The sequence below is a fragment of the Labrys wisconsinensis genome (assembly GCF_030814995.1).
GTDB lineage: Bacteria > Pseudomonadota > Alphaproteobacteria > Rhizobiales > Labraceae > Labrys > Labrys wisconsinensis.
The window spans coordinates 248236-262091 of the sequence record NZ_JAUSVX010000008.1; the positions used below are offsets into that span (position 1 = coordinate 248236).

A 13856-nucleotide genomic window follows, 5' to 3' on the forward strand; every position below is an offset into this window, starting at 1 on the left:
ACAATCTCACCAAACTGTACTGGTACGAAAGGCTGTACAGATGCTGGACGTGGTGCATGAGGACGAGGCCGGTCCGACGCTGGTCGGCCGGGTGATGCGGGCGGTGCGCGAGCTCGTCGCCACGCGGTCGGCGATGCCGGGCGCGCGGCTGCCGTCGATCCGGCGCATGGCCGAGACGCAGGGCGTGTCGAAATCGACGGTGGTGGAGGCCTATGATCGCCTTGCGGCCGAGGGCGTGGTCGTCTCGCGGCCGGGCTCCGGCTTCTTCGTCGCCGGCCGGATGCCGGTGCTGCGGCTGGCGGAGGCCGGCCCGAAGCTCGACCGGGTGATCGATCCGTTCTGGGTGGCGCGCCAGTCGCTGGAGACGCCGGCGGAGGTGCTGAAGCCCGGCTGGGGCTGCCTGCCCGACGACTGGCTGCCGCAGGAGGCGCTGCGCCGGGCTTTCCGCGCGATGGGCCGCGACGCGAGCGCCAACCTCACCGCCTACGGCTCGCCGCTCGGGCTGCCGGCGCTGCGGGCCCATATCGCCCGCAGCCTGAACGAGCGGGGCATCGAGGTCGAGCCGCAGGCGGTGGTGCTGGCCGATTCCGATTCGGTCGCGCTCGACCTGGTCTGCCGGCTCCTGCTGCGGCCGGGCGACACGGTGATGGTCGACGATCCCTGCTACTTCAACTTCCAGGCCCTGCTGCGGGCCCAGCGCGTCGACGTGGTCGGCGTGCCGGTGACGCCGGCCGGGCCGGATATCGAGCGGTTCGCCGCCCTGGCGGCCGAGCACCGGCCGCGCCTCTACCTCTCCAACGCGGCGCTGCAGAACCCGACCGGCGCGACGCTGTCCTCGGCCGTGGCGCATCGCCTGCTTCAGATCGCCGAGGCGCACGACCTCACCATCGTCGAAGACGACACGTTCGGCGAATTCGAGGTGCATCCGACGCCGCGCCTCGCCGCCCTCGACGGCCTCCGGCGCGTCATCCATGTCGGCAGCTTTTCCAAGACCGTGTCGGCCGCAGCGCGGGTCGGCTTCGTTGCGGCCCGGCCCGACTGGGTCGAAGAGCTGCTCGACCTCAAGCTCGCCACCGGCTTCGGCAACGGCGATGCCAATGCCCAGATCGTCCACCGCGTGCTGACGGACGGAGCCTATCGCCGCTCCATCGAGCGCCTGCGCACGCGCCTCGCCGGGGCGATGACGCTGACGCTGCAGCGGCTCAAGCCACTCGGCCTGACGCCGTGGATCGAGCCGCGCGCCGGCATGTTCCTGTGGGCGGAGCTGCCGGAGGGGCTGGACTCCGCCGTGCTGGCCCGCCGCGCGCTGGAGCGCGGCGTCGTGCTGGCGCCCGGCAATGTCTTCAGCGTCTCCCAGACCGCCGGGCGGTTCCTGCGCTTCAACGTCTCGCAATGCGCCGCCCCGCGGATCTTCGAGGTGCTGGGCGAGGTGATGCGGGGATAGCGAAGCCCGCCGGCCGATCTCAGGGCGGCGCTGGCGGCTCGATGAGATCGAGGCATTCGGCGCGCAGCCAGCGCCTGAAGGCCGTGACGACGGCGCGCCGGGCGCTGCCCTCCGGCACCGTCAGGCAATAGGGCTGGCCGAGCGCAAGCGGCCGCGGGACGGCGACGACGAGCGTGCCGGCCCGGATGGCGCGGGCGCAGAAGATGCCCTGCCCGAGCGCGACGCCGAGGCCCGCGACGGCGAGCTCCAGGGCGGACTTGGAGGAGTTCGCGGTCATGCCGCGCTGGATCCTGCGGCCCGGCGCGATCGCCGCCGCCTCGAACCAGTTGCGCCAGGAGGGGAAGGAGGCGCCGGACGGTCCCCAATCCGTGTGGATGAGCGGTGCCGCCAGCAGGTCGTCCGGCGAGCCGAACGGACCGTGCCGCACCCGGCATGCGGGCGAGCAGACGGGGTGGACGGCGTCGGTCGCCAGCTCCTCGGTCTCGTGCTCGCGCTCGTAGAAGCGTCCGTAGGAGAAGCGGATGTCGATGGTCTCGCGCTCGAAGGGAACCGGATCGTCCTCGCCCCTCAGCGAAATGTCGACCGGGCCATGGGCGTCGACGAAGGCGGGAAGGCGCTGGGGAAGCCAGTCCACGGCGAGGGAGGGCGGCACGGACACGACCAGCGACGAGCGCCGCTCGCCGCTGACGAGCTCGCGCGAGACGCCTCTGAGGTCGCGGAACGCGGTGGCGATCTGGGGAAGGATTTCCGCGCCCGCCTCGGTCAGGACGACGCGCCGGTTGACCCGATGGAACAATCGGCGCCCGACCTGATCCTCCAGTGCGCGGATCAGCTGGCTGACGGCCGCCGGCGAGACCGCGAGCTCCCTGGCCGCGGCGACGAAGCTTCCCGAGCGGGCGGCCGCCTCGAACGCCTGCAGGCCACGCAAGGAGGGAGCGCCGATCATATGCTCGGAAAAGACAAGGTCACCTTGTCTTTCTGACAGAAAAGCTCGCTTTTGGAAAGTCAGGCTGTTGCATAGGGTCGGACCACCATCGCGGAAAGGTCCCCATGCCCCGTCGCTCCATGATCCTCTTGGCCTTCTTCTACAATCCCCAGGGGGACCACCGGCTGTCCTGGCGGCACCCGCGAGCTCCGGGGCGCGAGGTCTTCGATCTTTCCTATTATCGCGGCCTGGCCGAGGCGGCCGAGCGGGCGAAGCTGGACGCGATCTTCATCGCCGATCACCTCGGCATCTGGGACACCTACAGGAGCGGCGTCGCCCACTATGCCAATGCGCGCCTGGAGCCCCTGACGCTGGTCTCGGCCCTGGCCGCGGTGACGCGGCATATCGGGTTCATGGCGACGGCGTCGACCTCCTACAACGAGCCCTTCAACCTGGCGCGGATGTTCGCCTCGATCGACCATCTCAGCGGCGGGCGCGTCGGCTGGAACGTCGTGACCTCGGCCCTCGAGGAGGAGGCGCGCAATTTCGGGCGCGACGCCAATATCGAGCATGCCCGCCGCTATGAGCGGGCCGGGGAGTTCCTCGACGTCGCCAAGGCGCTCTGGGACAGCTGGGAGGACGAGGCCCTGCTGATCGACAAGGGCTCCGGCTTTTTCGCCGATCCGGAGCGGGTCCATTATCTCGACCATGCCGGGCCGCAGTTCCGGGTGCGGGGGCCGCTCAACGTGCCGCGGCCGCCCCAGGGCCATCCCCTGATCGTGCAGGCCGGCTCGTCCGAGGCGGGCAGGGAGCTCGCGGCCGCCCATGCCGAGGTGCATTTCGCGGTGATCCGCAGCGAGGCGGAGGGGCTGGCCTATCGCGCCGACATGGACGCGCGCCTGACCAGGAAGGGCCGAAAGCCCGAGAGCTTCAAGCTCATCCCGGGCGTGCTGCCGATCGTTGCCGCGTCCCGGGCCGAGGCGCTGGAGAAGCAGGAGGCCCTGGAGGCGCTGATGCTCGACCGGGTCGCCATCGATCTCTTGTCGAGCTGGGCGGGCGTCGACCTCTCGGCCTATCCGCCGGACGGGCCGATTCCAGACCTGCCGAACGAGGGCACGTTCGACGGCTGGCGCACCTGGCTCAAGCTGGTGAAGGACGAGACGAACAAGGGGCTCTCCATCCGCCAGCTCGCCCGCAAGATCGCCAACACCGGCTCGGTGCCGCTCCTCGCCGGCACGGCGTCCGACATCGCCGACCAGCTGGAGGCCTGGTTCGTCTCCGGCGCGGCCGACGGCTACAACCTGATGTTCCCGCTCCTGCCGGAGGACTGGACGAACTTCATGCAGACGGTGGTGCCGGAGCTGCAGCGGCGGGGCCTCCACCGGACGGACTACGAGCCCGGCACGCTGCGCGACCGCCTCGGCCTGCAGCGGCCGGAGAACGGCTTCGCCGCCGCCCGGCCCGGGGGCTGAGCGAACGCTCGCCGGAGCCTGGGCTCAGCGCAGCACCTTCAACCCGAACTGCGGCGTTCCCAGCGTCTGCATCAGGCGGAACCACAGCGCCAGGGTCTGCTCCATGCCACGGGCTGCGCCGATGTCGCCGAGGTCGATCACCGAGCGCCAGGCGAAGTCGCGCCGGAGCAGGTCCGTCACCGCGGCCTTGGCGGCGGCATCGTTGCCGGCCACGAACATGTCGGGCTCGCCGGGGACCTGGGACGCGTCGACCCCGACAGCGATGTTGACCGTGTTCAGCGTCTTCACCACGCGCGCCGCGGGGAAGGCCTTCTGGACCTCCTCGCCGACGCTTGTCGTGTTGGACCATTGCGGCAGGTAGGTGAGGGCGCCGGTGGAGAAGTCGAGCGGGTTGGAGACGTCGATCACGACCTTGCCGGCGAGGGCCTCGGCGCCGCAGATGGCGAGGGCGGCAACGGTGACGCCGCCGGCGGTGGCGGCGAAGACGATCTCGCCATGGCGCGCAGCCTCGGCGAAGGTCGCAATGCCGACCCCGACCTTCGCCCGCCAGTCCCGCAGCGTCTCGGCCATGGCGCGCGGCTTGTCGAGCTCGGATTCGCTGACGGTGCGCAGGCCGAGGCGCACGTCGTGCCCTCGCGCCGCCAGCCGGGCGCCGAGAGTCTGGCCGACCACGCCGGAGCCGATGATGCCGATTTTCATGACGAGTCCTCCAGTTTGGGGCGGACGGACCCGTCCGCCAGGCGTAGCGGACAGACCGGTCCATGCGGATGTCAACGCATGCCCGGTTGCGCCTGCACATAGGGCGGCTGAAGCCGGGCTTTGCGCCGCCGATCTCGAAGCTGGGTCGAGAGCCGCGCGGCGCTTCACGGCCGATCCTGGGGCTAGACTTTACGCTGGCCTTTCGCAATTCTGCCATTTCCCTAGGGGACGATGCTCGCGGCGAGGTCGGAATACCGGCCACGCCGTGAGACGGGATATGGGGATTGCTTCGGCTGCGCAGCGCACACGCGTTTGTTCAGTCGGAGCGCACCGTCCGAACTTCCTGTTCTATCGCTCGCCGCAAGAAACGCCCGATCCGAAGAGGCCCTGACAATGGTCGCCAAGGCGCTGCTTTGTTTGGTTTTCCTTGGCTTCTCTTTCCTTGCTTCCGTGCCGGCCGTCCTGGCCGAGGGGCGCGTCGCATTTGTCGTCGGCAACAACCTCTATTCCAATCTGGGGAAAGATCAGCAACTCGAACGAGCCGTGAACGACGCTCGTGCGGTGGGGGACGCGCTGATCGGCGACGGCTTCGAGGTCATACGGGGCGAAAATCTGACACGGTCCGAGTTGAATTCGAAATTCTTCGAGTTCATCCATCGGATTCAGCCCGGTGACCTGGCGTTTTTCTACTTTGCCGGACATGGCGTCGCGATCGATGGCGGCAATTTCATCTTACCCTCGGATGTGCCGGCTCCTCGGGCGGGCGATGAAAAGCTCATCGCGGCCCAATCGATCGGCGAGGAGGACATCATTGCCGACCTCCATGAAAAGGGTGCCCGCGTTTCCATCCTCGTCCTCGATGCGTGTCGCAACAATCCTTTCAGGCGCCCCGGCCTTCGCTCCGTGGGACTCGACCGGGGGCTGGCGCGAACCCCGGATGTCCAGGGCGTCTTTTCGATCTATTCGGCAGGCTTCGGTCAGACTGCGCTCGACTCGCTGTCCGATAGCGACACGGATCCAAACTCGGTGTTCACACGGGTCCTCGTGCGCTTGCTCACGAAGCCGGGACTGAGCCTCCAGGACATCGCCTACGAGGTGCGCGAGCAGGTTGCGGCCCTCGCGGAGACGCAGCGGCTCGAGCAGGTTCCCGCGACCTACGATCAGACCCTGCACGGACGCATCTACTTGAAGAGCCCACCGGAAACTGCGAAGGCGGACCAGCTCGCGTCGGCGCCGCCGGCTTGCTCGGCGGCTCAGAGCGATTTCCTGTCGGCCGATGCCGCCGGAGATGCGGCTGCGCTGCTTCTGAGCGCCGAGAGGTTCCCGGATTGCCCCTACGCCGCGGTGGCCCGGATCAGGGCGCAGCAGCTCCAGGCCAGGGTTGTCGCCGTCGCGGCGGCGCCGGCCGGCGATCCGAAGGCGACCGACAGCCCCGGCGACGTGTGCGACCGGCTCGCGGGGCCGCGGGTCCGTCTCGAGCAGATCGATTCGCCCCGGGCGGTCGAAGCTTGTGAAGCGGCCGCCAAAGTTCTCGATGACGACAGCTGGACCTTCGATCTCGCCCGTTCCTACGAAGCCGGCGGAAAGTTCGAGGCTGCGGCGCACGCCTACAGGGTGGCGTTCGGTCTCGGCAACAGGGAAAGTCCGAGGAAGCTGCTTGAGCTCTGGTCCAATGACAAGATCTCTGCGGACAATATTACAGAGATACTGTCCTGGCTCTCATACGACCCTTCAGTGGCTCCGCGAAAGAAGATGGTTCGCATCGCGAACGATTTTTACCGGAATCGCGACTATGACGAGGCCAAGCGTTGGTACGAAGCTGTAGCAGGACATGCTCTCGACAGCACGACGATTTGGGATCTCAACCGGAAATATCAGTAGAGATCCCTGCCGGCTTCGGTGTTCCGCGCATGAAGAACGGCCCATGGGGGCGTGAAGAACGGGCACTGCCGGCACGCACATGGCCGACCTCAATTCGAAGGATCTGTCGTCGGGGCACACTTGCCTTTCTTTGACCATGACATGGCAGATGGGCCTGTATCGATGACGTTCTCGATAAGATCGCCTGTGTCACTTCGTATGACGAGAGACATCTTCGCCGAGCCGTCACTTCTGGTGTAGTCGTGACGATAGCTGTTCCTGTCGACTGCGCAGGTGTTCTCATCCGTTGCGCACAGGTCGATCCATTTCTTGTTTTCGAAGCTCCACCATTTTATATCCGATCCCGCAATCTTATAGATGTCGATCTTTTCCGCCGTCACAGACCGGCCCGACTGGTTGACGGTCCGTGTGACGTCGCACCGGAGAAAGGTCGCGCCTTGCGAAGGAGAGGCCGACAGGCAGGCGGCGAGCGCCCAGCACATGGAGTGTCGCATACGGATCATCTCGATGGCCCGAGTGCAGGTCGAAGCGCCCCGACACGATGTGGCCTGCATCCCGAGGATGGTGGCGTCGCGCTCTGACGATATGTCGCCGAGCCCTGGGGCGTCCAGGCCCCGCGCTCTTCACGCCGCCTCGCGTCCTGTGCGTTCGCGCACGGACCGGCGCCACGAAGCGGGGCATGGAGCAGGCGGCGCATCTCGCCCTGCGCGCGCCGACGCGCTAAGACTTGGTGCCGTCCGCTTCGGGAGCCCGCCATGCTGCGCCGCCTTCTCATCCCTGCGCTTGCCCTGGTCCTGGCGCCTTTCGCGGCGCAGGCCCGCAGCGTCGCGCTGGTCATCGGCAACGACGCCTATGCCAACGTGCCCAGGCTGCAGAAGGCGGTGAACGATGCCCGTTCGATCAGCACCGAGCTGGAGCGCCTCGGCTTCGTGGTGCGCCGGGTGGAGAATGTCGACCAGCGCAGCATGAGCAAGGCGCTGGTGGCCTTCGACGCCGACATCCAGGCGGGCGACCGGGCGCTGTTCTTCTATTCCGGCCATGGATTCGAGATCGGCGGCACCAACTACCTCCTGCCGACCGACGTGCCGGCCGCGCGCAGCAACGAAGCGGACCTGGTGCGCGATGCCTCCTTCCCGGTCGACCGCATCATCGACGGCATCCGGGAGAAGGGCGCCGGCGTCGCCATCCTGGTGCTCGACGCCTGCCGCGACAATCCCTTCGCCGCGCCGGGCACCCGCTCGACCGCCCAGAGCAGGGGCCTCGCCCGCGTCGACGCGCCCGAGGGCGTGTTCGTGCTGATGTCGGCGGGCCAGAAGCAGGAGGCGCTCGACCGCCTCTCCGACGCCGACGACAACCCCAATTCGGTGTTCACCCGCACCTTCCTCGGCGAGCTCGACAAGGCCGGCCGCACCCTGGTGCAGATCGCCAAGACCACGCAGGTGAAGGTCAAGGACCTCGCCCGCAGCGTCGGCTACGACCAGACGCCGGCCTATTACGACCAGGTGATCGGCGACGTGGTGCTGTGGGACGCCGGCGCTACGCCCCAGGCCGGTCAGCCGCCGGCCGTGGATGCCCAGCACGTCGCGACCAACGTGCCGACACAGATCCACACCCATGACAACACCCAGGCCGGGGCGGGCGTGACACTCGGGGCCGGGGTGACGATCGGGCCGGGTGTGATCATCGGCGGCAAGGACGCCAAGATCGCGCTGCAGAACCCGGCCAACGCGCCCAAGGACGACGGGACGCAGCGCCTCATCACCGTGCAGGGCGGCACGCCGCCGGCCGGCGGCCAGCAGCTCGCCATGGTGCAGCCGGACGCCAAGGTCGGCCAGCTCGGCCAGGGCGGCGGCCGGGCGCCGATCGCCAATTTCATGCGCTCCAACGCCGGCTGGACGGTGACGCTGTCGACCCCGGAGCCGGCGGTGGCCATCACCTACCGCGTCGGCGAGACGGGCGAGTACCGCGACACCGGCCTGCTCGACGTGCTGGACCAGCGCACCGGCCAGCGCATGCCGAACCCCTCGTTCCAGCTCTCGGGCAAGGCGCAGGCCGCCATCATCCAGGTGCGCTACCAGACCGCCGACGGGGCTGTGGTCGGGCCGTTCCCAATCCGCTTCGACCCCGACGTGGCGCTGTTCGACACCCAGAGGAAGGCGCTGGAGCAGATCTGGCCGAGCTGGGTCGAGTTCCGCGACTTCAACGGCACGCTGGTCTATTTCACCACGCTGATGAGCTATCGCTGCGCCATCACCGAGGTGCGCTACGGCCTCGACGGCGCCGAGCCGCTGCGCCGCTTCGACCTGCCGTCCTGCAACGCCAAGGACCCGTTCTCGATCCCGAGCAACGCCACGACCTATCTGAAGGTGCCGCCGAAGACCAAGTCGATCAGCATCCGCATCACCTGGCGCGACGGCACGCAGTCCGACGTCAACACCATCGAGCGGGAGTGATTTTGGCGGCGGGTCATCCTATATGGAAACCATGCATCAGGCGATTCACCATCTCTCCATCCCGACGCGCGGCAAGGGCCTGATCGAGATCACCGAGGCGGTCCGCTCCTGGGTGAGCGGGCAGAAGGTCTCGACCGGGCTGCTCACCGTGTTCTGCCGGCACACGTCGGCTTCGCTCCTCATCCAGGAGAATGCGGACCCGGACGTCCGCGTCGACCTCAGCGCCTTCTTCGAGCAGATCGCACCGGAGAAGGCCGGGCGCTATGTCCACGACGCGGAGGGGCCGGACGACATGCCGGCCCATATCCGCACCGCCCTGACCCAGGTCCAGCTCTCGATCCCGATCGAGGCCGGCCAGCTGGTGCTGGGCACCTGGCAGGGCCTCTACCTCTTCGAGCACCGCAGCCAGCCCAACCGGCGCGATATCGTGCTGCACCTGATCGGCGCGTGAGGGGGAAGGCGCGATGGTGCCAAGCGCAAGACGAATACGCGCACGCGGCCGAGCCGCCTCACATCAACCCGAACTCTTCCGCGATCAGCTCGTAGGAGCGGCGGCGGGCCTGGTGGTCGTGGACGATGGTGACGATCATCACCTCCTGCGCGCCGTAGTCCGCCGCCACCGCCTCGATGCCGGCGCGCACGGTCGCGGGCGAGCCGGCGATCAGCCGGCGCCCGGGAGGCGGGGCGTCCAGCGGACGGCTCTCGGCGGCGAGGAAGGCGAGGGCGTCCGCCACCGGCGGCACGCGGATCAGCTTCCCCTGCCGGAACAGCGTGAACACCATGCGGGCGCTGGCTGAGAGATGCAGCGCCTCGGCGTCGGTCTCGGCCGCGATCGCCGCCACGGCGACGGCCGGCACCGGCTGCGGCGCATGGGCCGAGGGCCGGAAATCCCCGAGATAGCGCTGCACGACCGCCGCACCGGTCGGGCTGATGAAATCGGCGAACATGTAGGGCAGCCCGACCTCCGCCGCCCACAGCCCGCTCTGGGCCGAGGAGCCGAGCAGCCAGAGCTGCGGCCGCTCCGGCCGGCCCGGCAGCGTCGCGCCGAGCGGGGCGAAGGGGTGGTCGGCGGGCAGGGCGTCGTCGAGATAGGCGATCACCTCCGCGAGCTGCTCGGGAAAATCGTCGGGCGCGGCGGCGCGCCGGTCGCGCTGCAGGGCATAGGCGGTGCGCCCGTCGCTGCCCGGGGCACGGCCGAGGCCGAGATCGATGCGGCCCGGGGCGAAGCCGGACAGCATCGAGAAGGTCTCGGCCACCTTGAACGGGCTGTAATGCGGCAGCATCACCCCGCCGGAGCCGACGCGGATGCGCCGGGTCTGCGAGGCGAGGACGCCGATCATCGCCTCCGGGCTCGCCCCGGCCAGCATCGGCGTCGCATGGTGCTCGGCCAGCCAGTAGCGGTGATAGCCGAGGGCATCGGCGAGCTGCGCCAGGTCGAGCGTGTTGCGCAGGGCCTCGCCCCCGCTGGAGCCCTCCGAGATCGGCGACTGGTCGAGGACGGAAAGACGGAGCGGGGAGGTCATGCGGGGCGGCCTGCGGACGATGCCTTCCTATCTGGGGATGATCGTCCGCGGCTGCGAGGGGCTTATCCGCCGTAGAATGCCGGCCGCGGCTGCAGCGCGATGGCGGTGCGCCCGCCGGTCCTGAGCGCCTCCAGGCCGGCGTCGGCGGTGGCCGAGGCGACATAGCCGTCCCAGGCGCTGGCGCCCGTCGGCGTGCCCCGGCGGATGGCGTCGACCCAGGCCTGGAGCTGGTTGACATAGGCGGCGGCGAAATGGGCGCGCCAGTCCGGCGCGAGGCCGATCGCCTGCAGGCCGGCCTGGCGCAGCTCAGCGGGAGCCTGCGGGCGCAGCGCCACCGTGCCGGTCTCCCCGACCAGCTCGGCCCGCACGTCGTAGCCGTAGCGGGCGTTGAGGAACAGCGCGACGTCGACGAGCACGCCGCGCCGCGTCTCCAGAACCAGGAACTGACGGTCGCCCGGCGCGCCGCCATCGGTGCCGCGCAGAAAGGCCGAGACCGCGACGAACTCGTCGTCGAGCAGCCAGCGGGCGACGTCGATCTCGTGCACCGCCGAATTGGTGACGACTATGCCGGCATCGAACCAGGGCGGCACGCCGGCATTGTGGTGGAGGCAGTGCATCATGACCGGCGCGCCGATCCTTCCCTCCGCCAGCGCCGCCCGCATCGCGACATAGCCGGGATCGAAGCGCCGCATGAAGCCGACCTGGATCAGGCGCCGGCCGAGCTTCACCTCGGCCGCGACGATGTCGAGGCAGGCCGCGGCGGTCGGCGCCAACGGCTTCTCGCACAGCACCGGCTTGCCGGCGGCGAGGCAGGCCAGCACCAGCTCCTGGTGCGTGGCGTCGGGCGAGGCGACGAGCACGGCCTCGACCTGGGGATCCTCGACCAGGGCGCGGCCCTCGGCATGGAGGCGCGGGCCGCCGGCCTCCGCCGCCACGGCGGCGGCCCGCTCGCGGTCGGCGTCCGCCAGCGCCACCAGCCGCGCGCCGTGGACGGACCGGGACAGGGTGCGGGCATGGTCGCCGCCCATCACGCCGGCGCCGACGATGCCGATTCCGAGGGACATGACGGGCTCCTGGAGCTGGGGCGGATCTCCGCCTCTTGTCTCAGCAGCGGTGCCGCAATTCAAGCGCCGAGGCGGCGGATCGGCGCGGGTGTGGCGGAAATCGCCACGCTCGCAAAAGTTTCAGTCGCGACGTCCGGCGAGCGCCCCGCACTAACCCTTCGTTAACCATGTGCCCGGCAAAACTTGCCGGCTGACCCAACGTCTCGACACGCTGGGCACAGGGGTGTGGGGGTGTCATGACAGACGTGCCGGCGGGACCACCGCCAGCGGCGAAGCAAGGGCTCGCCGGAAGCTTCAGCCTGGCCGACGCCCTGGCCGTGCTGCGGCGTGGCGACATCCTGCTGGCAATCGGCGTGCTGGCGATCATGGTCGTCCTGATCCTGCCGCTGCCGGCCTTCCTGCTCGACCTGTTCCTGGCCGTCTCGATCATCCTGTCGGTGCTGATCCTGATGACGGCGCTGTTCATCCAGCATCCGCTGGAGTTCACGGCCTTCCCCACCGTCCTCCTGATCGCGACCATGCTGCGGCTGTCGCTCAACCTCGCCTCGACGCGCCTGATCCTGTCGCACGGCCACGAGGGCACCCATGCCGCCGGCCATGTCATCCAGGCCTTCGGCGACTTTGTCATGGGCGGCAATTTCGTCATCGGCATCATCGTCTTCGCCATCCTGATCATCGTCAACTTCATGGTGATCACCAAGGGCTCGGGCCGCATCGCCGAGGTGGCGGCCCGCTTCTCCCTCGACGCCATGCCCGGCAAGCAGATGGCGATCGACGCCGACCTCTCCGCCGGCTTGATCAACGAGCAGGATGCGAAGAAGCGGCGCAAGGACCTGGAGGACGAGAGCTCCTTCTACGGCGCCATGGACGGCGCCTCGAAATTCGTGAAGGGAGACGCCATCGCCGGCCTGCTGATCACCTTCATCAACGTGATCGGCGGCGTCGTCATCGGCGTGTTCCAGATGGGGGTGACCTTCTCGCAGGCCTCGCATTCCTACACGGTGCTGACCGTCGGCGACGGCCTGGTCACCCAGGTCCCGGCGCTGCTGGTCTCGACCGCGGCGGGCCTGCTCGTCTCCAAGGCGGGCGTGTCGGGCGCGGCCGACAAGGCGCTGGTGAAGCAGCTCTCCGGCTATCCCCAGGCGCTCGGCATGGCGGCGGCCGTCATGGCGATCATGGGCCTGCTGCCGGGCCTGCCGACCCTGCCGTTCCTCGGCCTTGCCGCCGGCGCCGGCCTGCTCGCCTGGAACGTCACCAAGACCCAGCGCCTGGCCGCCGCCAAGACCGTGGCCAAGGCCGAGGAGGCCAAGGCCCCGCCGGCCGAGGAGCCGATCTCGACGGCGCTCCGGATGGACGATCTCAAGATCGAGCTCGGCTACGCCCTGCTGCCGCTGGTCAATGCCACCGACGGCTCCGACCGCCTCACCGAGCAGATCAAGGCGCTGCGCCGCTCGCTGGCTTCGGAGATGGGCTTCGTCATGCCGGCGGTGCGCATCCTCGACAATGTCCAGCTCGAGGCCAACACCTATGTCATCAAGATCAAGGAGACCGATGCCGGCTCGGGCCAGATCTGGGCCAACCAGCACATGGTGATGGACCCGGCCGGCGGGCAGGTGAACCTGCCGGGCCACCACACGCTGGAGCCGACCTTCTCCCTGCCGGCGACCTGGGTCGAGGCGAACCTGCGCGAGGAGGCGGCGATCCGCGGCTATACCGTGGTCGACGCCACGACGGTGCTCTCCACCCATCTCACCGAGATCCTGAAGGGCAACATGGCCGACCTGCTCTCCTATGCGGAGGTGCAGAAGCTCCTGAAGGAGCTGCCGAAGGAGCAGGGCGAGCTGGTCAAGGACATCGTGCCCTCGCTCATCACGGTCACCGGCATCCAGCGGGTGCTGCAGCAGCTCCTGGCCGAGCGCGTGTCGATCCGCGACCTGCCGGCGATCCTGGAGGGCATCGCCGAGGCCGTCGGCTTCACCCGCAACCCGCGCGAGGTGGCCGAGCACGTGCGCAGCCGCCTCGCCCGCCAGCTCTGCGCCCAGAATGCCGGCGGCGGCGGCGTGCTGCCGATCCTGGCGCTGTCGCCGCGCTGGGAGACCGCCTTCGCCGAATCGATCGTCGGCACCGGCGACGACAAGCACCTGGCGATGCAGCCCTCCCGGCTCACCGAATTCGTGCACGCGGTGCGCGACGCCTTCGAGGACGCGGCCCGGGCGGGCGAGGTGCCGGTGCTGATCACGTCGGCGGCGATCCGCCCGTTCGTGCGCGGCATCGTCGAGCGCTTCCGCGCCCAGACCACGGTGATGAGCCAGGCGGAGATCCACCCGCGGGCGCGATTGAAGACGGTCGGCAGCGTGTGAGGCCGTCAGGCGCATTGCGCCTGCGGGGAGAAACG

Annotated in this window: 11 protein-coding genes; 6 read left to right on the top strand and 5 right to left on the bottom strand. The window is 69.1% G+C overall.

The genetic code is table 11. The features are described from left to right. Positions 1-40: 40 nt before the first annotated feature. Positions 41-1444: an aminotransferase-like domain-containing protein gene (locus QO011_RS21595; protein ID WP_307276224.1), complete on the top strand. Its 1404-nt coding sequence runs from the start codon at positions 41-43 to the stop codon at positions 1442-1444. 19 nt (positions 1445-1463) lie between these two features. Here the strand turns inward: QO011_RS21595 and QO011_RS21600 are convergent, their stop codons facing one another. Continuing rightward, positions 1464-2390: a LysR substrate-binding domain-containing protein gene (locus QO011_RS21600; RefSeq protein ID WP_370881991.1), complete on the bottom strand. Its 927-nt coding sequence runs from the start codon at positions 2388-2390 to the stop codon at positions 1464-1466. A gap of 104 nt (positions 2391-2494) precedes the next feature. Between QO011_RS21600 and QO011_RS21605 the strand changes: the two genes are divergently transcribed. Further along, positions 2495-3841, top strand: a complete 1347-nt coding sequence (locus tag QO011_RS21605) for an LLM class flavin-dependent oxidoreductase (RefSeq protein ID WP_307276229.1) — start codon at positions 2495-2497, stop codon at positions 3839-3841. A gap of 24 nt (positions 3842-3865) precedes the next feature. Here the strand turns inward: QO011_RS21605 and QO011_RS21610 are convergent, their stop codons facing one another. After that, positions 3866-4540, bottom strand: coding sequence for an NADPH-dependent F420 reductase (locus tag QO011_RS21610; RefSeq protein WP_307276232.1), 675 nt, complete (start codon positions 4538-4540; stop codon positions 3866-3868). Between the two features lie 393 nt (positions 4541-4933). Between QO011_RS21610 and QO011_RS21615 the strand changes: the two genes are divergently transcribed. Beyond that, on the top strand, positions 4934-6421 hold the full coding sequence (locus QO011_RS21615) for a caspase family protein (protein ID WP_307276233.1): 1488 nt from the start codon (positions 4934-4936) through the stop codon (positions 6419-6421). Positions 6422-6510: 89 nt separating this feature from the next. Here QO011_RS21615 and QO011_RS21620 read toward each other — a convergent pair whose 3' ends face one another. After that, on the bottom strand, positions 6511-6903 hold the full coding sequence (locus tag QO011_RS21620; protein ID WP_307276237.1) for a hypothetical protein: 393 nt from the start codon (positions 6901-6903) through the stop codon (positions 6511-6513). A 273-nt stretch (positions 6904-7176) separates the two neighbouring features. Between QO011_RS21620 and QO011_RS21625 the strand changes: the two genes are divergently transcribed. After that, positions 7177-8874 (top strand): caspase family protein, encoded by a 1698-nt coding sequence (locus QO011_RS21625; RefSeq protein WP_307276240.1) that lies wholly within the window; start codon positions 7177-7179, stop codon positions 8872-8874. 31 nt (positions 8875-8905) lie between these two features. After that, positions 8906-9325, top strand: a complete 420-nt coding sequence (locus QO011_RS21630) for a secondary thiamine-phosphate synthase enzyme YjbQ (RefSeq protein WP_307276243.1) — start codon at positions 8906-8908, stop codon at positions 9323-9325. Positions 9326-9383: 58 nt separating this feature from the next. Here the strand turns inward: QO011_RS21630 and QO011_RS21635 are convergent, their stop codons facing one another. Together QO011_RS21635 and QO011_RS21640 are read right to left on the bottom strand one after the other, a co-directional pair. Next, positions 9384-10397 (bottom strand): LLM class flavin-dependent oxidoreductase, encoded by a 1014-nt coding sequence (locus QO011_RS21635; protein ID WP_307276246.1) that lies wholly within the window; start codon positions 10395-10397, stop codon positions 9384-9386. A 62-nt stretch (positions 10398-10459) separates the two neighbouring features. After that, complete coding sequence (locus QO011_RS21640) at positions 10460-11461, bottom strand: Gfo/Idh/MocA family protein (protein ID WP_307276248.1); 1002 nt, start codon at positions 11459-11461, stop codon at positions 10460-10462. A 236-nt stretch (positions 11462-11697) separates the two neighbouring features. Here QO011_RS21640 and flhA point away from each other — a divergent pair, with 236 nt between their 5' ends. Further along, on the top strand, positions 11698-13821 hold the full coding sequence (gene flhA, locus QO011_RS21645; protein ID WP_307276251.1) for a flagellar biosynthesis protein FlhA: 2124 nt from the start codon (positions 11698-11700) through the stop codon (positions 13819-13821). Positions 13822-13856: the final 35 nt, after the last annotated feature.

Coding starts and splice junctions, on each gene's coding strand:
- QO011_RS21630 (WP_307276243.1), top strand. CDS start 8,906: ATGCATCAGGCGATTCACCATCTCTCCATCCCGACGCGCGGCAAGGGC.
- QO011_RS21595 (WP_307276224.1), top strand. CDS start 41: ATGCTGGACGTGGTGCATGAGGACGAGGCCGGTCCGACGCTGGTCGGC.
- QO011_RS21625 (WP_307276240.1), top strand. CDS start 7,177: ATGCTGCGCCGCCTTCTCATCCCTGCGCTTGCCCTGGTCCTGGCGCCT.
- flhA (WP_307276251.1), top strand. CDS start 11,698: ATGACAGACGTGCCGGCGGGACCACCGCCAGCGGCGAAGCAAGGGCTC.
- QO011_RS21615 (WP_307276233.1), top strand. CDS start 4,934: ATGGTCGCCAAGGCGCTGCTTTGTTTGGTTTTCCTTGGCTTCTCTTTC.
- QO011_RS21600 (WP_370881991.1), bottom strand. CDS start 2,390: ATGATCGGCGCTCCCTCCTTGCGTGGCCTGCAGGCGTTCGAGGCGGCC.
- QO011_RS21620 (WP_307276237.1), bottom strand. CDS start 6,903: ATGTGCTGGGCGCTCGCCGCCTGCCTGTCGGCCTCTCCTTCGCAAGGC.
- QO011_RS21640 (WP_307276248.1), bottom strand. CDS start 11,461: ATGTCCCTCGGAATCGGCATCGTCGGCGCCGGCGTGATGGGCGGCGAC.
- QO011_RS21635 (WP_307276246.1), bottom strand. CDS start 10,397: ATGACCTCCCCGCTCCGTCTTTCCGTCCTCGACCAGTCGCCGATCTCG.
- QO011_RS21605 (WP_307276229.1), top strand. CDS start 2,495: ATGCCCCGTCGCTCCATGATCCTCTTGGCCTTCTTCTACAATCCCCAG.
- QO011_RS21610 (WP_307276232.1), bottom strand. CDS start 4,540: ATGAAAATCGGCATCATCGGCTCCGGCGTGGTCGGCCAGACTCTCGGC.